The 21533-nt window shown below is 71.8% G+C and carries 20 protein-coding genes; 8 read left to right on the forward strand and 12 right to left on the reverse strand.

Annotation, left to right across the window (positions count from 1 at the left end; translation table 11 throughout):
- Nucleotides 1-59: 59 nt before the first annotated feature.
- The 4 genes from HGB44_RS27095 to HGB44_RS27110 form a co-directional block, all read right to left on the reverse strand.
- Entirely contained in the window at nt 60-1070 is a 1011-nt protein-coding gene (locus HGB44_RS27095) for a hemolysin family protein (protein ID WP_061080964.1), read from the reverse strand.
- Nucleotides 1067-2449 carry a hemolysin family protein gene (locus HGB44_RS27100; RefSeq protein ID WP_061080965.1) on the reverse strand — a complete coding sequence of 461 codons (1383 nt, stop codon included), beginning with the start codon at nt 2447-2449 and terminating at the stop codon, nt 1067-1069. Before HGB44_RS27100 ends, HGB44_RS27095 begins: the two co-directional genes overlap by 4 nt.
- Before the next feature lie 238 nt (nt 2450-2687).
- A complete protein-coding gene (locus HGB44_RS27105; protein ID WP_061080966.1) occupies nt 2688-3248 on the reverse strand; it encodes a TrmH family RNA methyltransferase in 561 nt (186 codons plus the stop codon).
- A 123-nt stretch (nt 3249-3371) separates the two neighbouring features.
- Nucleotides 3372-4049, reverse strand: coding sequence for a class I SAM-dependent methyltransferase (locus HGB44_RS27110; RefSeq protein ID WP_061080967.1), 678 nt, complete (start codon nt 4047-4049; stop codon nt 3372-3374).
- A 140-nt stretch (nt 4050-4189) separates the two neighbouring features.
- Here HGB44_RS27110 and HGB44_RS27115 point away from each other — a divergent pair, with 140 nt between their 5' ends.
- Nucleotides 4190-4696: a dsRBD fold-containing protein gene (locus tag HGB44_RS27115; protein ID WP_082768393.1), complete on the forward strand. Its 507-nt coding sequence runs from the start codon at nt 4190-4192 to the stop codon at nt 4694-4696.
- 419 nt (nt 4697-5115) lie between these two features.
- Nucleotides 5116-6387, forward strand: a complete 1272-nt coding sequence (locus HGB44_RS27120; protein ID WP_061080968.1) for an APC family permease — start codon at nt 5116-5118, stop codon at nt 6385-6387.
- 103 nt (nt 6388-6490) lie between these two features.
- Here the strand turns inward: HGB44_RS27120 and HGB44_RS27125 are convergent, their stop codons facing one another.
- Entirely contained in the window at nt 6491-7267 is a 777-nt protein-coding gene (locus tag HGB44_RS27125; RefSeq protein WP_061080969.1) for a TioE family transcriptional regulator, read from the reverse strand.
- A gap of 58 nt (nt 7268-7325) precedes the next feature.
- On the opposite strand from HGB44_RS27125, the gene HGB44_RS27130 reads away from it, so the two are divergent.
- The gene (locus HGB44_RS27130) at nt 7326-8579 is read left to right on the forward strand and encodes an erythromycin esterase family protein (protein ID WP_061080970.1); all 1254 of its coding nucleotides are present in this window, start codon (nt 7326-7328) and stop codon (nt 8577-8579) included.
- 165 nt (nt 8580-8744) lie between these two features.
- Here the strand turns inward: HGB44_RS27130 and HGB44_RS27135 are convergent, their stop codons facing one another.
- The 5 genes from HGB44_RS27135 to HGB44_RS27155 all read right to left on the reverse strand — a co-directional run bounded on the left by HGB44_RS27135 (nt 8745) and on the right by HGB44_RS27155 (nt 13449).
- Entirely contained in the window at nt 8745-9512 is a 768-nt protein-coding gene (locus tag HGB44_RS27135) for an NUDIX hydrolase (protein ID WP_061080971.1), read from the reverse strand.
- Entirely contained in the window at nt 9509-10243 is a 735-nt protein-coding gene (locus HGB44_RS27140) for an HAD family hydrolase (protein WP_061080972.1), read from the reverse strand. Before HGB44_RS27140 ends, HGB44_RS27135 begins: the two co-directional genes overlap by 4 nt.
- Nucleotides 10244-10384: 141 nt before the next feature.
- Entirely contained in the window at nt 10385-11332 is a 948-nt protein-coding gene (locus HGB44_RS27145; protein WP_061080973.1) for a VWA domain-containing protein, read from the reverse strand.
- An 82-nt stretch (nt 11333-11414) separates the two neighbouring features.
- On the reverse strand, nt 11415-12383 hold the full coding sequence (locus tag HGB44_RS27150) for a DUF58 domain-containing protein (RefSeq protein ID WP_061080974.1): 969 nt from the start codon (nt 12381-12383) through the stop codon (nt 11415-11417).
- A gap of 4 nt (nt 12384-12387) precedes the next feature.
- On the reverse strand, nt 12388-13449 hold the full coding sequence (locus HGB44_RS27155; protein ID WP_061080975.1) for an AAA family ATPase: 1062 nt from the start codon (nt 13447-13449) through the stop codon (nt 12388-12390).
- A 150-nt stretch (nt 13450-13599) separates the two neighbouring features.
- On the opposite strand from HGB44_RS27155, the gene HGB44_RS27160 reads away from it, so the two are divergent.
- The 5 genes from HGB44_RS27160 (at nt 13600) to HGB44_RS27180 (ending at nt 19762) form a co-directional block, all read left to right on the forward strand.
- On the forward strand, nt 13600-14319 hold the full coding sequence (locus tag HGB44_RS27160; protein ID WP_061081013.1) for a hypothetical protein: 720 nt from the start codon (nt 13600-13602) through the stop codon (nt 14317-14319).
- A gap of 365 nt (nt 14320-14684) precedes the next feature.
- A complete protein-coding gene (locus tag HGB44_RS27165) occupies nt 14685-15452 on the forward strand; it encodes a HipA family kinase (RefSeq protein WP_061080976.1) in 768 nt (255 codons plus the stop codon).
- Nucleotides 15449-15886 (forward strand): DUF3037 domain-containing protein, encoded by a 438-nt coding sequence (locus HGB44_RS27170; RefSeq protein WP_061080977.1) that lies wholly within the window; start codon nt 15449-15451, stop codon nt 15884-15886. Before HGB44_RS27165 ends, HGB44_RS27170 begins: the two co-directional genes overlap by 4 nt.
- Nucleotides 15887-16030: 144 nt before the next feature.
- Entirely contained in the window at nt 16031-17356 is a 1326-nt protein-coding gene (locus tag HGB44_RS27175) for a multidrug effflux MFS transporter (RefSeq protein ID WP_061080978.1), read from the forward strand.
- A gap of 252 nt (nt 17357-17608) precedes the next feature.
- Nucleotides 17609-19762 (forward strand): AMP-binding protein, encoded by a 2154-nt coding sequence (locus HGB44_RS27180; RefSeq protein WP_061080979.1) that lies wholly within the window; start codon nt 17609-17611, stop codon nt 19760-19762.
- Nucleotides 19763-20091: 329 nt separating this feature from the next.
- Here the strand turns inward: HGB44_RS27180 and HGB44_RS27185 are convergent, their stop codons facing one another.
- Together HGB44_RS27185 and HGB44_RS27190 are read right to left on the reverse strand one after the other, a co-directional pair.
- Nucleotides 20092-20739 carry a LuxR C-terminal-related transcriptional regulator gene (locus tag HGB44_RS27185; RefSeq protein ID WP_017567411.1) on the reverse strand — a complete coding sequence of 216 codons (648 nt, stop codon included), beginning with the start codon at nt 20737-20739 and terminating at the stop codon, nt 20092-20094.
- A partial coding sequence (locus HGB44_RS27190; RefSeq protein ID WP_168444163.1) for a sensor histidine kinase occupies nt 20691-21533 on the reverse strand: 843 nt, incomplete at its 5' end. The genes HGB44_RS27185 and HGB44_RS27190, both read right to left, overlap by 49 nt.

The raw sequence follows: 21533 nt of genomic DNA on the forward strand, positions 1-21533 counted from the left end.
GCGCGAGGGGCCGGGAGGGGACGTGCCCCTCCCGGCCCCTCACGGCCTCACGGCCCCGATCAGGCGGCCGTGTCCAGCAGCAGCAGGCGGTCCAGGATGTCCTGGAGGGTGACCAGTCCGATCACCTCGCCGTCCGACTCCACCAGGGACAGGTGGCTGCGGCTCTCCCGCATGATGCCCATCGCCGCGTACATCGGCGTCTCCGAGGCCAGGGTGAGCACCGGCCGCATCAGGTCGGCCGCGGTGGTCCCCTCCGGGCTCGTCAGCGCCTCGCGCACGTGCAGCACGCCCACGGGCTCGTCCCCGTCCATCACCACCAGGCGCAGGTGCGTGGTCTCCCTCGACACCTGCTTGATGTCGTCCACCGTCGAGTTCGGGGACACCGACGCGATCTCCTCGCGCGGCGTGACGATCTCGTTCAGCGGACGGGAGTTGACCTCCAGCGCGGTGGCCAGCTGGGCGCGGCGCTCGGGGTCGAGCGCTCCGGCCTTGGCCGAGTGCTCCACCAGTTCGCGCACGTCGTCGGGGCCGTGCCCGGACGACATCTCGTCCACGGCCTCCACACCCAGCCGGTGCAGGCACCAGTTGGCCATGCCGTTGAGCATCAGCAGCAGCGGACGGGTGAACCACATGAACGCCCGCATCGGCACGGCCAGCATGATCGCCGACTTCTCCGGGTGCGAGATCGCCCAGGACTTGGGCGCCATCTCACCCACCACCAGGTGCAGGAAGGTCACCACGAACAGCGACAGCACGAACGAGACCACGTAGCCGACCGCCGCCGGCAGGCCGCCGAACAGCGGCTCCAGCAGGTGGTGGACGGCGGGCTTGGAGATCGCGCCCAGCGCCAGGGCGCACAGGGTGATCCCCAGCTGGGATCCGGCCAGCAGCAGCGACAGGTCGCGGGCGCTCTTGACCGCGGCCCGCGCCGAGAAGCTGGACTCGGCGGCCTCCTCCAGCCGGTAGCGGCGCGCCGCCACCAGGGCGAACTCGATCGCCACGAAGAAGGCGCTCAGCGCGATGATCACCGCGGTCAGCGCGAGCGCCACCCACACGTTCATGTCACTCATGCCGACGCCTCCTGCGACTCGTTGCCCTGGACCTCGTGCAGCCGCAGTTCCACGGTGTGCGGAACGTGCCTCTGCACCGCGCTGACGACCATGGTCAACCCCATGTCGGGGTCCTCGTCGTGCGCGCTGGGCGGGCGGGGCAGGGCGATGGAGACCGTGTCACCGGCCTCGGGGAGCCGGTGCAGCTCGTGCACGACCAGACCGCCCAGGGTCTCGTAGTCCCCCTCGGGCAGGTCGTGGCCGAGCAGCCGCTCGACCTCGTCGATGTGCAGCGCGCCCGGGACCAGGTAGGAGCCCTCGCCCTCCAGGTAGGAGGGGGACTCCTCCGCGGGGCTGTGCTCGTCGGCGATCTCGCCGACCAGCTCCTCGGCCAGGTCCTCGGTCGTGATGACCCCGGCCAGGCCGCCGTACTCGTCCACCACGCAGGCGAACTCCTCGCCAGCCTCGCGCAGCTGGTCCAGCGCGGAGGGCAGCGGCAGTGACGCGGGAAGCATCACGGTCTGCCGGGCCACCTCGCTGACCTTGGTCTGGGCCAGGTCGCGGTCGCCCATCGCGAGCACGTCGCGCAGGCAGATGACACCGACGATGTCGTCCACGCCGTCACCCAGCACCGGGAAGCGCGAGTGGTCGGAGGCCATCAGCTCCACGACCCGGCTGACCGGGTCGCCCTCCTCCACCGTGGTCACCTCGGGGCGGGGGATCATGGCGTGCCCCGCGGTGCGCTCGTGGAAGTCCAGGGTGCGGTCCAGCAGGGTGGACAGCTCCGGCGGCAGATCGCCGCTGGCCTTGGACTCGGCGATGATGCTCTCCAGGTCGCGCGGGGTCGCCGCGTGCTGGACGTCCTCGACCGGTTCGATCCGCACGGCCTTGAGCAGCAGGATCGCCGCCTGGTCGAACAGCCAGATGACCGGACCGAAGATCTTCAGGTAGATCCCCGTGGACAGCGCCAGCCAGCGAGCGACCGGCTCGGGCCGGGCGATGGCCAGGTTCTTGGGGAAGAGCTCTCCGAAGACCATCTGTACGACGGTGGAGAACAACAGGGCCAGGGCGATGCCGATGGCCACGCCCACCCCTGTGGGGACCCCGGCGAGGCCGAGCAGCTCACCGACGCCCTCGCCGATCATGGGCTCGGCCACGTAACCCACCAGCAGGGCGGTCACGGTGATGCCCAGCTGGGCACCGGAGAGCATGAAGGACGTCCGGTTGGTGATGCCCAGGGCCCTCTGGGCCCCGACGTCGCCGGCCGCCGCCTTCGCCCGCAGTCGCGAGCGGTCCACGGCCATGTAACCGAACTCCTGGGCGACGAAGTAACCCGTCGCCACGGTGATCAGGAAGACCACCAAGACCCCGAAGGCGATACTGAGGATGGTGCTCATCATCGGGCACACACCGCCTGGTTCCGCTTCGGGCTCGGACTCCTACGAGGGTGCGCACCCTTCGTAGAAGGGGGCTCGTCGTCTGTGTCACAGCATCCGTTCAGGACGCTGCCGGTACTTCGGGACGGGTCCACTGTTCCTCTCTCTGCGCCTTATGCGCGTTGTGGTGATATGGAACTACTGGGGTGAAGACGATCGGCCTGGGGTGATTGTTCCCCGGCGGTCGGTGTTTCCGGGGGGATCAGCTTCCGGCGGGGGCGTCGGCCTCTCCGCCGAACCCGGCCCACTCCCGGCGGCGGGCCTCGGCGAGCGCGATCGCGGTGGCCACGGCCACGTTGAGCGATCCCACCCGTCCGATCTGGGGAACGTAGGTGACGGCGTCCGCGCCCGCGAGCAGGGCGGGGGAGCAGCCGTGGTCCTCGGCGCCCACGGCCAGGCACACGTCGGGCTCCAGGGGAGCCGCGTGCAGCGGGAGTGCGCCGGAGGCCAGCTCGACCGCGACCACCCGGTACCCGTCCGCGCGTGCGGCGGCCAGGGCGTCGGCGGTGGAGGCCATCCGGGTGTGCTCGACCTTGGCGGCGGTGCCCAGGGCGGTCTTGCCGACCTTGGGATCGTCCGGGTCGGCGCTGTTGCCGGTCAACCAGAGCCGGTCGACACCGAAGGTCGCAGCCGTGCGCAGGATCGAGCCCAGGTTGTAGGGCTGGGTGACCGATTCGACGAGAAGGGCGAGTCGCCCCTCGGTGCGCCTGCGCCACTGGCGGTTCAGGCGTTTGACGTCCGTGGGACGCAACTGCGTGCTCAACTGCGGTGTTTTCCTCGGCGGGTGTTCCCGGGCTGGTCCCGGAGGCCATCTGTTCGCCACAGAGTACAGGTCACCGTGCGTGGGCGCACGCATGACCCGTGACACATCGCGGCAAAAGCCGCGTCAAGCCACGGAACGCCGCACCGCGAGCACCCGGAAACCCGCCCGGGAGGACACCCGCTCGGCGGGCAGTCCCTGCTGGTCCAGCCACTTCTGCAACGAGTCCGAACCCAGGTGGCGCTGGACCACGAGATGGGCGACGCCCTCGGGGGTGAGCCGCCCCAGCCACGTGCGCAGCATGGAGTGCAGCACACCCTTGCCGACCCGGATGGGCGGGTTGGACCACACCGCGTCGAAGGGGCCCAGCAGGTCCTCGGCGGTGGCCGCGCCCTCCTGTGCCTGCGCGCCCTCCCCGGCGGCCGCGCCCTGCTCCACGGACAGCCCGCCCTCGGCTCCCACCACCGCGAACCGCGCGTTGCCCAGCCCGTGCTCGGCGGCGTTGCGCCGCGCCAGCCCCACGGCCCGCGCGTTGACGTCCACGCCCAGCACCCGCGCCCCCGGCGCCCGCGAGGCCATCGTCAGGGCGATGGGGCCGTAGCCGCACCCCAGGTCGAGCAGGCGTCCGCCCTCGGGCGGCGCCGGGACCGACTCCAGCAGCACCCGCGTGCCGAGGTCGACCTTGTCGGGGGAGAACACGCCCCGGTCGGTGCGCAGCCGCAGGTGCAGGTCCGGCAGGACCAGGTCGGCGGTGGAGGGGCGGCTGGCGGCGCCCGGATCGGAGTCGAAGTAGTGCTGAGCCACGCCGTGACGCTACCAGGGGCGGCCCCGACCACGGCACACGGCAAAAACCTCCCAGCCCCACGCCAACAAAGGGCCAACCCCGGCGCCCGCCGGCGCCGCAGTGCCGAAGATGGAGGTATCCGACGTTTGCGGGGGAATCCATGCGAGCACACGTAGGGGACCGGTTGGTGGTCGAGAGCCCGTGCGCCGAAGCCCACCGCAGGACGGGCGTCGTCACCGAGGTCGGGGGGCCCGGCGGGGAGCCCCCGTACCGGGTGCACTGGGCCCACGCCGAACAGGGCCACGACGACCTGGTCTACCCGGGACCGGACGCGCACATCGAACACCCGCCCGGCGGCACGGGCGCGAACGCAGAGGGGGCCGATGCCATGCAGACGACGAAGCGCTGGAACGTCGACGTGGTCGTCGCCGAGGAGAGCGAGGGCGACAGCGCACGCACCTGGGCCGAGGTCGGCCTGGTCGCCGACGACGGGACGGCGCTGCGGGGACACGGGATGGCCCGCAAGCACCCCACGGACCTGGACATCCCCGAGATCGGCGAGGAGCTCGCGGTCTCGCGCGCCCTGTCCGACCTCTCGCGCCAGCTCCGCCAGGTCGCGGCCGAGGACATCACCGACAACACCGGAACGCCCTGGCGCCCCACCTGAGCCGGTGGCGGCCCCGCGGCCGACCGCGGGGGACCAGGAGTGGCCGCGGGCCCGGACCGGACAGCCGGTCCGGGCCCGCGGCGCCGTGCCTGGGCGGCCCGCGCCACCGCGTGGACACCGTACGGACCGATACCGGCCACCTTCGTCATGGCGGGACTGCTCCCGGTGGTCACCGGGATCGGGCACACTCGGAAGTCGGACACGACCGCCGCCCCGGCGGCGTGGGGACGCCCCGGCCCCCGAAGGGTCGGGACCTCCGCCGTGTCCGGTCAGGCCGTGACGGGGGAGGGTGCGCCAGCAGGGCACACGAGGTCCGCCGTCACGTCCCGAGGTACCGCTGTGCTTTTACCGGAGGCGTCCGGGGAAGGGAGCGTTGCCGCCCGGCGCGAGCCGGGAGTACTCACGCAAGGGAGACCCCGTTGACCACCTCCTCCTCCGGCCCCCAGGCCAGACCCGCCCGCGTCCTGGGCACCGTCGACGCCGTCGCCATCGGCGCGGGCGCGATGCTCGGCGCCGGGGTGTTCACCGTCTTCGCCCCGGCCGCGCTCGGCGCGGGCGCCTGGCTGCCCGTGGCCATCCTCATCGCGGGGATCGTCGCCTACTGCAACGCCGTATCCTCGGCCAGGCTCGCCGCCCGCCACCCCGAGTCCGGCGGCGCCTACGTCTACGGCCGCGAGCGCCTGGGCGAGCTGTGGGGCTACCTGGCGGGCTGGTCCTTCGTGGTCGGCAAGACCGCCTCCTGCGCGGCCATGGCGCTGACCTTCGGCGCCTACCTCCTCCCCGGATGGGAGAAGGCCCTGGCGGTGGCCACCGTGGTCGCGCTCACCGCGCTCAACTACCGCGGGATCCAGCGCTCCACACTGGTGATCAAGATCCTGCTGGCCGCGGTCCTGGCGGTCCTGGCCGCCGTGTGCGTGGCCATGCTCCTCAGCGGGCGCCTGGCCGCCGTCGCCCAGGTGGAGGGGCTGGGGCCCTGGCCCGGCTCCTTCGGCGTGCTCGGCGCCTCCGGGATGATCTTCTTCGCCTTCGCCGGATACGCCAGGGTGGCCACCCTGGGCGGCGAGGTCCGCGACCCCCAGACCACCATCCCCCGCGCCGTCAACATCTCCCTGGGCGGCGTACTGGTGCTCTACCTGGTCATCGGCACCGGACTGCTGATCGTGCTGGGCCGCGAGCGCCTGTCCACCACCGACACCCCGATGGTCGACGCCGTCCGGGTGGCCGGGTTCGACTGGCTGGCCCCCGTGGTGGTCGTGGGCGCGGCCGTGGCCAGCCTGGGCGCCCTGCTCTCCCTCATCCTCGGGGTCTCGCGCACCACCGCCGCGATGGCCGCCGACGGGCACCTGCCCCGCTCCCTGGCCTCGGTCCACGAACGCCACGGGGTGCCCCACCGCGCCGAGCTGCTGGTCGGCGCCGTCGTCATCGCCCTGGTCCTGGTCACCGACCTGCGCGGCGCGATCGCCTTCTCCGCCTTCGGCGTGCTGGTGTACTACGCCATCACCAACGCCTCGGCGCTGCGGCTGGGCCCCGACGAGCCCCGCCCGCCGCTGCTGGTGCCGCTGACCGGGCTGGGCGGCTGCGTCGTGCTGGCGTGCAGCCTGCCGCTGCCCACGGTCATCACCGGCATGGCGGTCCTGGCGGCGGGAGCCGGGCTGTGGTGGCTGCACGAGCGCTTCGACCTGCGCTTCTAGCCCGCGCCGGAGCGGGCCCTGTGCACCGTAGGCCGCAACCCTCGTGCCACGCCAGCCGCGTTTCCGGCCGGTCCGGACCCGGCACCGGCCGGCGTCCGGTGCCTCATCCGCGTTCGCGCAGGTACGCCTCCAGCTCGGCGGCCCCGGCCAGCATCGCCCGACCGCGCGCGGACAGCCGGGCGCGCCAGTCGCGCAGCACGCCCTCCAACGGCTCCAGTCCCCCGGCCGAGCGCACCTGGGCGACCAGCGGGGCGATCTGCTCCAGCAGGTAACCGCCCCGCCTGAGCTGGTGGACCAGCAGGGCGTCGCGCACGTCGGCCCCGCCGTAGACGCGGTACCCGGTCCGCGGGTCACGGCGCGGGCGCACCAGCCCGGCGCGCTCCCAGGCGCGCAGCGTCGCGGGCCGGACGCCGAGCCTGCCCGCCAGCGGCCCGATGAACGTGCCGCCGGGTTCCACCGCCCCGGCCCCGCCGCCGTTCCGGGAGGGCGGGCCGGGGCGGTCCCGCCCGCCGGGTTCGGGCGGCGCGCCCGACTCCAGCCCCCGCAGGGCGTCCTCCACGGCCCGCAGGGTCCGCCGGTCCTCCAGGAGCTGGGCGTGGCCCTCGTCGATGAGGAGCAGCGCCTCCTCGGCCCCGTCCCCGTTCACCGCCCGCATGATCGAGGCGGCCGACTGGTGGCCGTGGCCGGGCACCAGGGCCAGGAACGCGCGCAGGGCCTGCGCGTGCAGCGCGGTGTAGGCGCGGTAGCCGTGGCGCGTGCGCTCGGCCGCCGGAAGGATCCCGTCCTCCTCGTAGTTCCTGACCGCCTGCGTGGACAGGCCGTGCCCGCGCGCCAGGTCGATCGGCCTGAGCCGACCACCGCTTTGAAGGTTCTTAGCCATATCCCCGCCGCTGTACCGAAAAAGTCTCAACCGTTACTTCAACGATACCGTTGAGGGTATGGATACTGTCACCAGGGACACCGCACACACCTTCGACGCAGCCGCCGTCATGGGGCTGCTCCCGGTCCGGCCGCGACTGCTCGCCCTGGGCGAGCCCACCCACGGCGAGGACGCGCTGCTCGAACTGCGCGACGAGCTCTTCCGCCAACTCGTCGAACGGGAGGGCTACCGGACGATCGCCGTCGAGAGCGACTGCCTGGCGGGCCTGGCCGTGGACGAGTACGTCACCTCGGGCACGGGCACCCTCGACGAGGCCATGGAGCACGGGTTCAGCCACGGGCTCGGCGCGTCGGCGGCCAACCGCGAACTCGTGCGCTGGATGCGCGCCCACAACGACGGCAGGCCCGCCGCCGAACAGGTGCGCTTCGCCGGTTTCGACGGCCCGCTGGAGATGACCGGCGCCCAGAGCCCCCGGCGGGCCCTGACCGCGCTCCACGACTACCTCGCGCGCTGGGTGGAGGCGGACCAGCTCCCGTGCGACGCCCGGACGCTGGACCGCCTGCTCGGCGACGACGAGCGGTGGACCAACCCCGACGCGATGCTGGACCCGGCCGAGTCCGTGGGGCGTTCGGACGAGGTCCGGGAACTGCGCATGCTCGCCGACGACCTGGCGGCGCTGCTCGACGCGCACACGCCGCGCCTGGTCCCGGCGACCTCGCGCGAGGACTGGGACCGGGCGCGCCTGTACGCGCGCACCGCCACCGGCCTGCTGCGCTACCACTTCTGGATGGCCGACACCTCCTCGCGTCGCATGACGCGACTGGAGGACGTGGGGATGACGGTCGACACCTCACCGAGCCGGATGACGCGGCTGCTGGGCCTGCGCGACCAGATGATGGCCGACAACCTCCTCGCCCTCGCCGAGCGGGGGCCGGTGCTGGTCCACGCCCACAACACCCACCTCCAGCGCGGCATGAGCACGATGCGCATGGGCGGGCCGCCGCTGGACTGGTGGGGCGCCGGGGCGATCGTGGGCGCACGCCTGGGGGAGGGGTACGCCTTCCTGGCCACGGCTCTGGGCACGATCCGGCACCGGGGCGTGGACACCCCGCCCCCGGGCACCGTCGAGGGCGTCCTGTACGCGCTCGGGGAGGAGCGCTGCGTGGTCGACGCGCCCCGGCTGGCCGCCGCCCTCGACGGCACGAACCCCGTCCCCCGCGTGTCCCCCTGGTTCGGCTACGCCCCGCTCGACCCGGCCCGCCTGGCCGACAGCGACGGGGTCGTGTTCGTCAGGGACCTCCCGCCGAGCTGACGGACCGTCCGGAAGCGTCGCCGGTGTGACGTGCGAGGCCCTGAGCAGCGGTGCTCCCGTGCCCGTAGCGCGTCGGTCGCTCGAACCCCGCGACAGGTACGAGGTCGCGGTGCCCGCGGCGGTCCTGTTCGGGCACCGCACGAGGGCCGGCGCCGGGCCGGAGGCTCAGGATGCGCCGGAAAGGCCCAGGTAGGCCAGACCGCGCCGGGCCGTGGTGGACAGCCGCAACCCGGCGACCTCACCGGGGGCGAACCAGCGCGCGTCGGCGGTCGAGCCGTTCTCCTCCAGCACCCGGGCCGGGCCCGGGGCGGACACCAGGACGCGGAAGAACGCCCACACCGCGTAGATGTCGTGGCCGCCGGAGCGCTCACGGCGGTGGCTGGACACGGTGACCAGTTCCCCGACCAGGCCGTCCTGGCCGGTCTCCTCGACCACCTCGCGGCGCAGCGCGGCCCGCACGTCCTCGCCCGCGTCCACGCCGCCGCCCGGCAGGTGCCAGGTCCCGGCGCCGGGGAACCCCTCGGCGATCAGGCTCAGCAGCACGTTCCCGCCGGGGTCGGTGACGATCCCGTAGGAGGCGAACCGGCGCAGCGGCGCCAGCCCGTTCCCGGGCGCGGCCTCCTCCTCGGCAAGCTCGGCGGGGGAGGGCCGCAGACCGGCGCCTCCGGCGGAGGGCCAAGGCGCCTCCGCCCCGGCCTCGGCGAACACCACCCGGTCGATGTGCAGCGGGGTCCCGTCGGGCGCGGACGCCAGCTCGGTGAGCACGTCCAGCGCGCGCAGGGGAGTGCCCGGCGCCAGGCCGCCCAGACCGCGGACCACCTCCGCGGGGTCCTGGCCGAACAGCACGCGCGCGCCGAGCACCGCGGGTGCGCCGGCGGTGACCAGGTGCGCGGTGACGCGCCGCCCCGGAGCGCCCGGGGAGGCGGCGGTCACAGCGATCCGGCTGCCGGGGCCGCGCTGGGCAGACCCACCAGACGCAGCAGTTCGTCCAGGTTGGTGATGGTGGTCACCGACTCGAAGCGCTGGTGGCCCCGGCGGTCGATCATGATCGGGCGCATGCTCGCGGCGGCGGCGCCCACGCCGTCGGCCTGGATCTGGTCCCCCACGTGCCAGCACGCGGTGGGGTCCACGCCCAGGCGCTGGGCGGCGGTGTGGAAGATGCGCGGGTCCGGCTTGCCCGTTCCGACCGTGTCGGTGCACACCACGGCGTGGAAGTAGGGGGCCAGCTCCATGGACTGGAGCTTGGCGTGCTGGAGGGACTCGATGCCGTTGGTGACCACGGCCAGGCGGTATCCGGCCGAGGCCAGCGCGTTCAGCGCCGGGATCGTGTCGGGGAAGACCTGCCACGCGGAGCGGTGGGCCTCCAGGTAGAGCCGGTACAGCTCGTCGCAGTGCTGGTCGGCGATGTCGGTGTGACCGGCCTGGACGGCCAGGGCCCGGATGCGCTCGCGGCGCTGCTGCTCCAGGTTCAGGCGTCCGCGCAGGTAGGAACCGAAGGAGATCTCGGTCTGCACGTCCCACAGACTGCGGGCGGCCCCGAAGTCCGGGTGGCCGAGCCGTTCCATGACCGCGCGGAGTCCCGTGGACGACGCGGCGAGATCGTCGATCAGGGTGTCGTCCAGGTCAAAGCAGATCGCCGTCGGCACTGCGGGTGTGTTCGGCATCGTTCCTCAAGTGATGGGCAGGACAAAACATGCCAACGCTAACCCGTGGACATAACAGGAACGGTGTAAACCCCACCTAAAGGTATGTGTCCCACGTCACCCGAGGCCTGCCCGGAGGGGGCCCGCAGGCCCCCTCACGAATCACGGAAGACGCTGGAACCACAGGAGTGACGTCACCGCGGTGGCCATCGCCAACACGATCGCCACCAGCACGAAACGTGTGACGATTTCCTCGTGCACCAGCTCGGTGCCCAGCGACGAACCGATGTCCTCGTAGACGTCGTCCAGCTCCGTCTCGCTCTCCGCCTCGTAGAAGTGCCCCCCGGTGTCCGAGGCCAGACCGCGCAGCGCCTCCTTGTCGATGTCGGCGGGCACCTGGTAGCCGTCGATCTCGATCATCGCCGCGCCCGTGCCGAACGCGATCGTGGACACCGGCACCTCCTGCTCGGCCGCCATCGCCACGGCCTGCGAGATGTCACGGCCGCTCGTGTTCTCCCCGTCCGAGAGCAGCACGATCGCCGACGGCGGCGGGTCCACGTCGGCGTCCTCGTCGAAACTGCTGATCGACTCCAGCGAGGCGAACACCCCCTCGCCGATCGCCGTGCCCGGACCCAGCTGGAGGTTCTCGATCGACCCGATCACCGCCTGGTGGTCGTGGGTGGGCGAGGAGACCACCGTCGACGTCGAGGAGAAGGCCACCAGACCCACGTTGAACCGGTCCGGCAGCGTCTCCACGAACCCCTGGGCCGACTTCTTGGCCGCCTCCAGCCGGTTGGGGTCGATGTCGTTGGCCGCCATCGACAGCGACACGTCCACCGCCACCATGATCGTCGCCCGCTCGCGCGGCTGCTGCACCGGCATCGCGGGCAGGGCCATCGAGGCGATCAGCACCCCGACCACCATCGTGAACAGCACCGCCGGCACGTGCCTGCGCACGTCCGGGCGGTGCGGCGCCACCTGGTCCAGCAGCGCCAGGTTGGTGAAGCGCATCGTGTACTCGCGCCGCCGGGTCTGCGCGAACACGTACGCGGCGACCAGTACGACGACGAGGAGCAGCCACCACAACCGCTGGGGCTCCAGGAAGGTCATGAGTCAGTCCCCCGTGCCTCGGCTCTGTCCCGCGGGTCCGCGCCCGCGCCCTCGTTCGGTTCCTCGGTGGGGCCCGCCGCGCTCACCGGGGCGTCCCCGGAGTGTGGCGGGCCAGGTGGTGCGCGGTTCGCCTCTGGTGGCGAACGAACCGTGCCGTATCCAGTACCCAGTCCCGGTCCGTCCTTAGCACCAGGTGGTGCACCCCGCACCGGCGCAGCGCGTCGCGCACCGCACGGCGCTGCCCCTCGGCCGCCTGACGGTAGCGCTCGCGCACCGCCCGCGTCAGCCGCACGTCGCGCACCATGCCCGTACGGGGGTCGCGCAGCGTCACGTCGCCCACCTCGGGCACGTCCAGCTCGCGAGGATCGACCACCTCCACCACCAGCACCTGGTGGCGCGAGGCCAGCTGGCGCAGGGGGCGCTCCCAGGTGACCTCGCCGCCGAAGGCGGGGGTGTCCAGGAAGTCGGAGACCACCACGCGCAGACCGCGCCGACGGCGCACCCGCACCAGGTCGCCGATCGCGTCGGCCAGGGTGGCCCGGTGCGGGGAGGGGGCGCGCTCGTCACCGGTCGGCGCCGCGGCCACCGTGGCCAGCAGCGCCAGCAGCGCCTCCTTGCCCGAACGCGCGGGCCAGCGCCGGATCGTGCCCTGGTGCAGGAAGTGGGCGCCGAAGCGGTCCCCCACCCGCTGGGTGAGGATGTTGGCCGCGACCATCGCCCCGACCGCCACCTCGCGCTTGGAGCGCAGGCCCGTGCCGAAGTCCATGCTCGGCGACAGGTCCAGCAGGGTCCAGCTCTCCAGTTCGCGGTCGGCCACCAGGTCGCGCACGTGCGGGGTGTCGGTGCGCGCGGTCACCGACCAGTCCATGAGCCGCACGTCGTCCTCACCCGGCTGGTAGAGGCGCGCCTCGGCGGCCTCCGAACCGGGGCCCAGGCGCAGACCGAGGTGCTCGCCGTGCAGCAGCCCCTCCAGGCGGTGCACGATGCGCAGGTCCAGGCGGCGCAGCGCGGCGCGCAGCCTGGGGTCGGTACCGATGGCGGGTGCGTTCACCGGCTCACCTCGCGGAGGCGAAGGAGGCGGTCTCCCCGCTGGGCGGCTCGTCCCAGATCACCCGCGGCGCCAGCACGGTCGACAGGATGCGGTCCACCACCTGCTCGGCGGTGATCCCGTCGGCCAGGGCGTCGAAGGTCAGCACCAGGCGGTGGGCGATGACGTCGTGGGCGAGCACCCGCACGTCGTCGGGGAGCACGTAGTCGCGCCCGCGCAGCAGGGCCAGGGCCCGCGCGGCCGAGACCAGGCCCAGGGTGGCACGGGGACTGGCCCCCATCTCCAGCACCTGGCGCAGGTCCGGCATCTGGTGGTTCTCCGGCTCGCGCGTGGCCATGACCAGCCGCACCACGTAGTCGGCGATGAGCTGGTGGACGTGGACGCGCTGGGCGTCGGACTGCAACTCGCTCAGGGTGACGGGGTCGAGCACCTGGTGCGCGGTGGGCGGCGTGGTCGACATCCGGCGCAGGATCTCCATCTCCTCGTGCGCGCGCGGGTGGCGGACGTTGACCTTCATCAGGAACCGGTCGCGCTGGGCCTCGGGCAGCGGGTACACGCCCTCGGACTCGACCGGGTTCTGTGTGGCGATGACGATGAACGGGGAGGGGAGCGGGTGGGTGGTCCCCCCGAGGGACACCTGCCGCTCGGCCATGACCTCCAGCAGGGCCGACTGCACCTTGGCCGGGGCCCGGTTGATCTCGTCGGCGAGCACGAAGTTGGCGAAGACCGGCCCCAGCTCCACGTCGAACTGCTCGGTGGAGGGATGGTAGATGCGCGTGCCGACGATGTCGGAGGGCACCAGGTCCGGGGTGAACTGCACGCGGGCGAACGAGCCCCCCGTGACCTTGGCCAGGGTGGACACCGCCAGGGTCTTGGCGATGCCGGGCACGCCCTCGATCAGGCAGTGCCCTCCCGCGACCAGCGCGATGAGGGAGCGCTCCACCATGCGCTCCTGGCCCACGATCACCCTGGACACCTCGTGCAGCGCGGCGCGCAGCAGCCGGGTCGGTTCACCCGGAGTGCTGTCCGGGCCCGCGGAGGGCGCTGAGCCGTTTCCGCTCTCTGCCATGTGCCGCCTTCCTAGCAGGGAGCCCCGACGCGGGGGCACCGGATAGGTTGTGGATCACTCACCTGTGGTGACACTACCCGTTTCGCGGGCACCAGTCCGGTACACAACGCGGCGAAGCGGACGGCCGGTGTGGAGGGCAAGGGGGATGACATGGCGGTTCCCACGATGGGGCTGAACGAGGGTGATCCGCGTCAACTGGGCGGCTACCGCCTGCTGGGGCGGGTGCGCGACTCCTCGCTCGGCGTGGTCTACCTGGGCAGGGACGGCTCCGGGAACCAGGTGAGCGTCGCCGTGCTCGACTCCGGGGCCGCGGGTGACGGCGGCGCGCGCGAGCGGTTCGCCCAGGCGGTGCGCCGCAGCCCCGACGTGATCGCGGCCCGCACGCACGGGCGCTCGGCGCTGTGGGTGGCCCTGGCCCACGACGGGTCGGGCGCCGCGGCGGAGGACTTCCTCAAGGTGGCGGCGCGCTCGGGCCGGGCGGCCGCGCGCGGCCCGGTGGTGATGCCGCACTGGGCGGGCTCGCGCGGCCCCGTCTCGGTGCGGTGGGCGCCCTGGGCGGGTCGCAGGGACAGCGCCGTGGCGGCGGGGGAGAGCAACTGGTGGCTGATCAGCGGGCTGGGCCTGGTGCTGGTGCTCATCCTGCTGCTGGTGTCGCTGCTGTACTGGTGGATGCTCCAGTTCCCGCCGCCGGAGATGCCCAGTCCGGCGCAGCCCCCCGAGGCGCAGGAGAGCCCGGAGAGCCCGACGGGGCCGGCGCCGGTCCCGGGTGAGGGGGACGGTGAGGACGGGGAAGCGGAGCCGACGCCGGTCGTACCCACGCCGGGGGAGGGCGACGGCGAGTGGGGCGACAACCCCGAGGACAACCTCTAGCGGGGGAGTGCGCGGCCGAGGGAAGCGTGAGAGGGGCCCGGTTCGTTCGGAATCGGGCCCCTCGCCTGTGCTCGTTCGCCTGTTATAAATCTACGTCGTACAGGTGGCGGTTCTTTTCTTAAAAAACAAGAAAAACAAGAGAGATCGTGCGGCTACGCCGCACAGTCCTACCGACTCCCCATCCGGGGACGCTTCGGCGTGTCGCGGCGGACGGGGACGCTGCCTGGAACGTGTTCAGCGTCGTTTAGTGGCGACCGCGAGAGGTGGTCGCGGTGCGGTCGAGGGTCGGAGGGACGCCGCCCTCTGCGTCCGGCTCAGAGGCGGGCCTCCGCGGCGGCGGTGCGCGTGCACTCCGTGCGCTGCCTATGCTGGTCCGCGTGCTGAGAAAGGTGGTCGCGACGCGGTACGTTCTGCCGCTGCGCGAAGGAGGTTCGCTCCCGGGGTTGGTCGAGGCCGACGACCTGGGAATGTACGTGGTCAAGTTCCTCGGGGCGGGTCAGGGGCGCAAGACGCTCGTGGCCGAGGTCGTCGCGGGGGAGTTGGGCCGCGCCCTGGGGCTGCCCGTTCCGGAGCTGGTCACGACGGAGTTCGACGCGGTGATCGGCCGCAGTGAGCCCGACCCCGAGGTGCAGGAGCTGCTCAAGGCCAGCGGCGGGCTCAACCTGGGGATGGACTTCCTCCCCGGTTCGCTGGGCTTCGATCCGCTCACCTTCGAGGTGGACCGGGGGTTCGCCGGGCGGGTGCTGTGGTTCGACGCCCTGACCGGCAACGTGGACCGGTCCTGGCGCAACCCGAACATGCTGCTGTGGCACGGGCGCCCCTATCTGATCGACCACGGTGCGACGCTGATCTTCCACCACAACTGGGCCAACGCCGAGCGGTTCGTCCACCGCGCCTACGACGCCTCCGACCACGTGCTGTCGGGTGCGTCACCGGACCTGGCCGCCGCGGACGCGGAGCTGGCGCCCTTGGTGGACGAGGGTCTGCTGCGCCGTGTGGTGGAGCTGGTGCCGGACGAGTGGCTGGTGGACGAGCCCGGGTTCGACGGGCCTGGGGATGTGCGTGAGGCGTATGTGCGGTACCTGCTGGCCCGGGTGGCCGAGCGTTCCTGGCTGCCGGAGGTGACGGGATGAGTGCCCCGAGGCGTTACAGCGACGCGGTCACGACCGGCCGTGTGGGTGAGCGGCGCGAGCGTGCGGTGTTCGAGTACGCGCTGTTGCGGGTGGTGCCGCGGTTGGAGCGCGGTGAGTGTGTGAACGCCGGGGTGATCGTGTACTGCCAGGAGCGGGGGTTCCTGGGGGCTCGTTCGGCGTTGGACGAGCGGCGGTTGCTGGCGGTGGACCCGGAGGCGGACGTGGCCGGTGTGCGGCGTGCGCTGGAGGCGGTGGAGGTGATGTGCCGTGGCGGCGCGGGGGCGGGTGCGGCCGGTCGTGAGCGCCCCGGTCAGCGGTTCCGGTGGTTGACGGCTCCGCGGAGCACGATCGTGCAGCCGGGGCCGATCCACGGTGGTCTGACGGAGGATCCGGAGGGTGAGGTCGTACGGTTGCTGGACCGGCTCGTAAGGTAACCGTTCGGGTCGTAACGGACATCACAGGCGTTCTGGGGGATAAAGAGGAGGCGATTCCCGGGGTCGGGATGTTGGGATGGGTGTGTCCGTCGTCGGCGGGGCTCTTCCTCCCGGCGCTTTTCCCGTTCCTGAACTGGAGTGCCTGTGCAGTCCCCGAACTCCCCCTCCGCGACCCCTGACCAGGGGGCGGTGGGGCGGTCCACGTCCCCCGTCCCGGATTCCTCCCCGGCTTCGGCCTCCGCCCCGGCACCGGAGGCGGGCGGGCGCTGGACGCCTTCGCGCAAGTCGGTGGCGCTGCTGGTGCTGGTCCTGGGTGTGCTGACGGCGACCGGGCCGTTGGCGACCGACATGTACCTTCCGGCCTTCCCCCAGATCACCCGGGATCTGGGGACGAGTGAGGCGCAGATCCAGCTGACGCTGACGGCGATGATGCTGGGCCTGGCGGTGGGCCAGCTGGTGATCGGGCCGCTGAGCGACGCCGTGGGGCGTCGAGGTCCGCTGCTGGTGGGCGTGGCCCTGTTCACGGTGACGTCGGTGCTGTGCGTGTTCGTGCCGGACGTGACGTTGTTCATCGCTTTGCGGTTCGTGCAGGGTGTGGCCGGTGCCGCGGGTGCGGTGATCGGTCGTGCGGTGGTGCGTGACCTGTTCGCGGGTGATGACGCGGTGCGGTTCTTCTCGCGTCTGGCGCTGGTGATGATGCTGGCTCCGCTGTTGGCGCCGTTGGCGGGTGCGCAGTTGCTGCTGGTGGGTCCGTGGCAGTTGAGTTTTTGGGTGCTGGCGGTGATGTCGGCGCTGAGCTTCGTGCTGGTTTTGGTGTGGTTGCCGGAGAGTCTGCCGGTGGAGGACCGTCGTCGGCAGGGGCCGCGTCAGCTGGTGGCGACGGTGGGTGGTCTGCTGCGTCAGCCGCGTTTCGTGGGTCCGGTGCTGACGATGGGTTTCAGTTTCGGAATGCTGTTCACGTACGTGTCGGCGTTCTCGTTCGTGTCGCAGACGGAGTTCGGTGTCTCGCCGCAGTTGTACGCGGGGCTGTTCGCGGTGAACGCGCTGGGGATGATGGCGGGTACGCAGCTGAACGGTTTCCTGGTGGGTCGTGTGGAGACGCTGCGGCGGCTGGGGATGGGGCTGGTGCTGGCTCTTGCCTCGGTGGGTGTGCTGGTGGTGCTGGCTCTGCTGGGTGTGGCCCAGTTGTGGATGGTTGTGGCGTTGCTCGCGTTGATGATGCTCAGCGTCGGGTTCATCATGCCGAACGCGACGGTGACGGCTCTGGACGGGCAGCCGGCGGCGGTGGCGGGTACGGCCTCGGCGTTGATGGGTGCGTTGCAGTTCGCGCTGGGCGGTGGTGTGGCGTCGCTGGCGGGGCTGACGGAGACGGGTGAGCCGTCGTTGGTGAGTATGGCGGTGGTGATGGTGTCGGTGGCGGTGCTGTCGCTGCTGGCGTATGTGTGGTCGGTGCGCACGAAGGTGCGGTGACCGTTTTCGGTGGTGTGGGCCCGGGTGCCGTGGGTGGGGTGCCTGGGGCCCTGTGGGTGTGGTGCGCGGCGGGGTGTTCGCGGTCGTGTGGCTCCGGCTCGGGTGGGTGTGGCCGGTGGTGTGTGCTGGGGCGTTGTGGGTCTGCGTTCCGGGTTGCCGTGTGGTGGGGAAATGGGCACAGTAGGTCGCAATCCCCCGATTGAGGTGGGCCGGTCCGGCCTGTCTTCCGATACGGCAAGAGGATGAGTGGGTATGGGCGATCCGAGTGTCACTCCTGGTATGCGGGCTCGGGGTCTTTCCGGGTTGAGCGACCTGGTGTACGGGGTGGCCACGGAGGAGGCCCATGCCGAGGTGTTCTCCGTGCGCGGTGAGCGCGGCCGGTGGGAGCGGGTGAAGGCCGGTGGGTTCGCCACGGAGGTGACGGCGGTCGCCAAGGGTTTGGTGGCGGCCGGTGTGGGTGAGGGCGACCGGGTCGTGGTGGTGTCGGGGTCGCACCAGGAGTGGGTGCGGTTGGCGTTCGCCGTGTGGTCGGTGCGTGCGGTGTTGGTGCCGTTGCCGGAGTCGGTGTCGGCGGAGCGTTTGGTGCATGTGGTGCGGCAGACGCGTCCGGCGGCTGCGGTGGTGCAGGGTGAGCGGTTGTTGCGCACGGTGTCGGGTTTGCAGCGTGAGTTGCCGGACCTGGGTCGGGTGTGGCGGATGGATGCGGGTCTGGCGGATGTGGTGACGCTGGGTGCGTACATGGATGCGTCGTCGGTGCGGTTTCGTCGGGATGGGGCGGTGGCCGAGGACGTGGCGGTGGTGCTGTATCCGGTGAGTACGGTGTCGCGGTCGACGCGGGGTGTGGTGTTGTCGCACGGGGCGTTGTTGTCCGCGGCGGCGGATGTGGTGGACCGGATGTGGCCGCGGTTGTCGGAGTTGCCTGAGGGTCGGGCGAGTACGTTGTTGGATCTGCCGTTGTCGCAGATCTCGGGGTTGGCTTCGTTGGTGGCGTGCATGGTGGGGCGTGTGCGTGTGGGGTTGGCCGGTGCGACCGGGTTGATGCGGCAGGTGGAGGCGTTCAAGCCGACGGTGCTGGTGTGTTCGGCCGGGGTGTTGCAGGGTGTCTTCTCTGCTGAGCGGGGGAGTGCGCGTTCGACGGGGTGGGACTCGTTGGGCACGTTCAACGCCGCGGTGGAGTCGGCGGTGCAGTTCGACCGGTCGCCGCGCAGGAGTGCGTGGCAGCGGTTGTCGCGGTCGATGTATGACTGGCAGTTCTCGCGGGTGCGGGAGTTGTTCGGTGGCCGGGTGCATCTGGCGGTGTGCTGGGGCGGTGGTCTGTCGGACCGGTTGGACTCCTTCTTCGGTGGTGTGGGGATTCCGGTGGTGCAGGCGTTCGGTACGGCTGAGGCGGCGGGTGTGTTCGTGGCCGGTGCTGTGGGGGACCGGGTTCCGGGGACGGTGGGGCGTGCCCTGGAGGGTCGTGAGGTGTGGGTGTCGGGTGAGGGCGAGATCCATGTGCGCGGCGGTGCGGTGTTCTCGGGGTACTGGGGTGAGGGTGAGGCCTCGCGGAGTGCGTTCCGTGAGGGGTGGTTGGCGACGGGGTACGCGGGTGAGGTGGACGCGGACGGGGTCGTGAGTGTGGTGGGCCGGTTGCGGGTGCAGGCGGCGACGGAGGAGTTGGCTGGGCGGTTCGTGGCGCGTGGGGCGGGTGATGTGCGCGCGTTGGAGGGCCGTGTGCTGGAGGGGCCTGAGGGGCGGGGGCGTGCCCTGGAGGGTCGGCCGGCGCAGGAACAGCGTGGGCCTGAGGGGCGCGGGGCCGAGGAGGGTGTGTCGCGGCGTGGGTCGGACGCGCGTGCCGTGGAGGGTCGTGCGTTGGAGGCCGCGGTGGAGCAGGAGCCCGGTGCTGTCTCGGGTGGGGATTTGGGGGAGATGTTGGCGGTGACGGCCGCGTTCGCGGCGGTGGACCCGGCCGGGGGTGGGGAGCTGGCTGTGGTGGAGCCGCAGGAGCAGCGTGTGGAGCGGGGGGACGCGGAGCTGGTGGCGGAGTTCGAGGCGCGGTTGCGTGCTCATCCGTTGATCAGTCAGGTGTTGGTGATCGTGGAGGGGCGGCCGTTCGCGAGTGCGTTGGTGACGTTGGTGCGTGACCAGTTGGAGTACTGGCGGTTGGTGAACGGTCGGCCGTTGGCGATGGCGCCGGAGGAGATCGCGGGGGACCGCGAGCTGCTGCGTGAGGTGCAGGGGTTGGTGTACGAGGCCAATCGGAGTGTGCCGCGTCATCTGGCGGTGCGGTCGTTCCATGTGTTGGCGGAGGAGTTCACGGTGCAGTCGGGGTTGGTGCACGCGTCGGGGGAGTTGCGGCGTGAGGCGGTGTTGCGGGCGTTCGCGGAGGAGATCGACGGGTTGTACCGGGTGCGTCGTGAGCAGTAGTAGGGGGTAGTAGGCGGGGCGGTGTTGGTGGCCGTGGCCTGGACCGGGTGGTCTGGGCCACGGCCTTTGGTGTGTTCGGGGTGGGTTTGGCGGTCTTTTTGGTAACCGCTGTTTGTTGGGTGCTCGTGAGGGAGGGCGGTCGGTGCGGGGTGCGGCGCTGGTGGACGTGCGGCGGCGGGAGCCGCCGCGCCATCTGGCCGAGGCCCGGTACTCCGCTCTGGCTCATGAGGCGAATTCGGAGGCCGGGCTGCTGCTGGAGTGCCGCGCGTGGTCCTGCTGGGCGGGTCCTGGGCGCTGGGCCCGTGTGGTGGGCCGGTGGCCGCCGGGGGTTACTGGCCGTTGAGGAAGGCCAGGACGGCCAGGACGCGGCGGCTGTCGTCGGAGGAGGGTGGCAGGTCGAGTTTGGTGAAGATGTTGTTGATGTGCTTGCTGACGGCTTTTTCGGTGATGTAGAGGCGTCCGGCGATGGCGGAGTTGGAGCGTCCTTCGGCCATTTCGGAGAGGACCTCGCGTTCTCGGGGGGTGAGTTGGGCGAGGGGGCCGCTCTGGTCCTGGCGGGCGAGGAGTTGGGAGATGACGGCGGGGTCCATGGCGGTGCCGCCGTCGGCGACGCGGCGGACGGCTTCGATGAACTGGCCGATGTCGAAGACGCGGTCCTTGAGCAGGTAGCCGACGCCGCCGGTGTCGTCGGAGAGCAGTTCGCGGGCGTAGAGCTGTTCGACGTGCTGGGAGAGCACGAGGATGGGCAGGCCGGGGATCTGGGTGCGGGCGGCGATGGCGGCTTGGAGGCCCTCGTCGGTGAAGGTGGGGGGTAGGCGTACGTCGACGACGGCGACGTCGGGTTTGTGGTCGGTGAGGGCGGTGTGTAGGTCGGGGCCGTTGTCGACTGCGGCGACGACGGTGAAGTCGTGTGCTTGGAGGAGTCGGATCAGGCCGTCTCGGAGGAGGGCAAGGTCTTCGGCGATGACAACGCGCACGGGATCTCCAGGGTCACGATGGTGGGGCCGCCCGGGGGGCTGGTGATGTTCATCGTGCCATCGAAGGCGTCCAGGCGCCTGCGGATACCGGCCAGGCCGCTGCCGGGGGCGGGGTTGGCTCCGCCGGTGCCGTTGTCGGTGACGGTGATGACGAGGCGGTTGCGGCCGTGGTTGATGTGGATCCAGGCGTGGGTGGCGTGGGCGTGTTTGGCGGTGTTGGTGAGGAGTTCGGCGATGGCGAAGTAGGCGGCGGACTCCACGGGGTCGGCGGGGCGGCCGTGGAGGTCGATGGTGACGGTGATGGGCAGGTGGTGGGTGAGGGCGAGGGCGTGGACGGCGCCGTGGAGGCCGCGTTCGACGAGGACGGGCGGGTGGATGCCGCGGACGAGGTCGCGGAGTTCGGTGAGGGCGTGGCGGGTGGTTTCGCGGGCCTCGGTGAGCATGGCGCGGGCGGTTTCGGGGTCTTTTTCGACGATTTGTTCGGCCATGCCGAGGTTCATGCCCAGGGCGACGAGGCGGGCTTGGGCGCCGTCGTGGAGGTCGCGTTCGATGCGGCGGATCTCGGAGGCCTGGGTGTCGATGGTGTGGGCGCGGCTGGTGGCCAGGTGGGCGACGCGGGCGGTGAGGCGGGCTTTTTCGGAGGGGGCGAGCAGGAGGCGGTTGAAGCGTAGGTAGGTGTCGGCGGCCAGGGGGATGAGGAGCCAGCCCAGGGTGATGAGGGCGAGGGCGGGGATGAGGATGATGAGTTGGTTGAGGGTGGTGGTGGGGGTGTAGGTGTCGTAGAGGGTGGGGCC

This window comes from Nocardiopsis alborubida (assembly GCF_012396365.1).
Classification (GTDB): domain Bacteria; phylum Actinomycetota; class Actinomycetes; order Streptosporangiales; family Streptosporangiaceae; genus Nocardiopsis; species Nocardiopsis alborubida.

What these genes read in the sequence shown, in the direction of transcription:
- HGB44_RS27095 (WP_061080964.1), bottom strand. Translation starts at nt 1,070, where the DNA reads ATGAGTGACATGAACGTGTGGGTGGCGCTCGCGCTGACCGCGGTGATC.
- HGB44_RS27100 (WP_061080965.1), bottom strand. Translation starts at nt 2,449, where the DNA reads ATGATGAGCACCATCCTCAGTATCGCCTTCGGGGTCTTGGTGGTCTTC.
- HGB44_RS27115 (WP_082768393.1), top strand. Translation starts at nt 4,190, where the DNA reads ATGCGAGCACACGTAGGGGACCGGTTGGTGGTCGAGAGCCCGTGCGCC.
- HGB44_RS27125 (WP_061080969.1), bottom strand. Translation starts at nt 7,267, where the DNA reads ATGGCTAAGAACCTTCAAAGCGGTGGTCGGCTCAGGCCGATCGACCTG.
- HGB44_RS27130 (WP_061080970.1), top strand. Translation starts at nt 7,326, where the DNA reads ATGGATACTGTCACCAGGGACACCGCACACACCTTCGACGCAGCCGCC.
- HGB44_RS27140 (WP_061080972.1), bottom strand. Translation starts at nt 10,243, where the DNA reads ATGCCGAACACACCCGCAGTGCCGACGGCGATCTGCTTTGACCTGGAC.
- HGB44_RS27145 (WP_061080973.1), bottom strand. Translation starts at nt 11,332, where the DNA reads ATGACCTTCCTGGAGCCCCAGCGGTTGTGGTGGCTGCTCCTCGTCGTC.
- HGB44_RS27155 (WP_061080975.1), bottom strand. Translation starts at nt 13,449, where the DNA reads ATGGCAGAGAGCGGAAACGGCTCAGCGCCCTCCGCGGGCCCGGACAGC.
- HGB44_RS27160 (WP_061081013.1), top strand. Translation starts at nt 13,600, where the DNA reads ATGGCGGTTCCCACGATGGGGCTGAACGAGGGTGATCCGCGTCAACTG.
- HGB44_RS27165 (WP_061080976.1), top strand. Translation starts at nt 14,685, where the DNA reads ATGCTGGTCCGCGTGCTGAGAAAGGTGGTCGCGACGCGGTACGTTCTG.
- HGB44_RS27170 (WP_061080977.1), top strand. Translation starts at nt 15,449, where the DNA reads ATGAGTGCCCCGAGGCGTTACAGCGACGCGGTCACGACCGGCCGTGTG.
- HGB44_RS27180 (WP_061080979.1), top strand. Translation starts at nt 17,609, where the DNA reads ATGGGCGATCCGAGTGTCACTCCTGGTATGCGGGCTCGGGGTCTTTCC.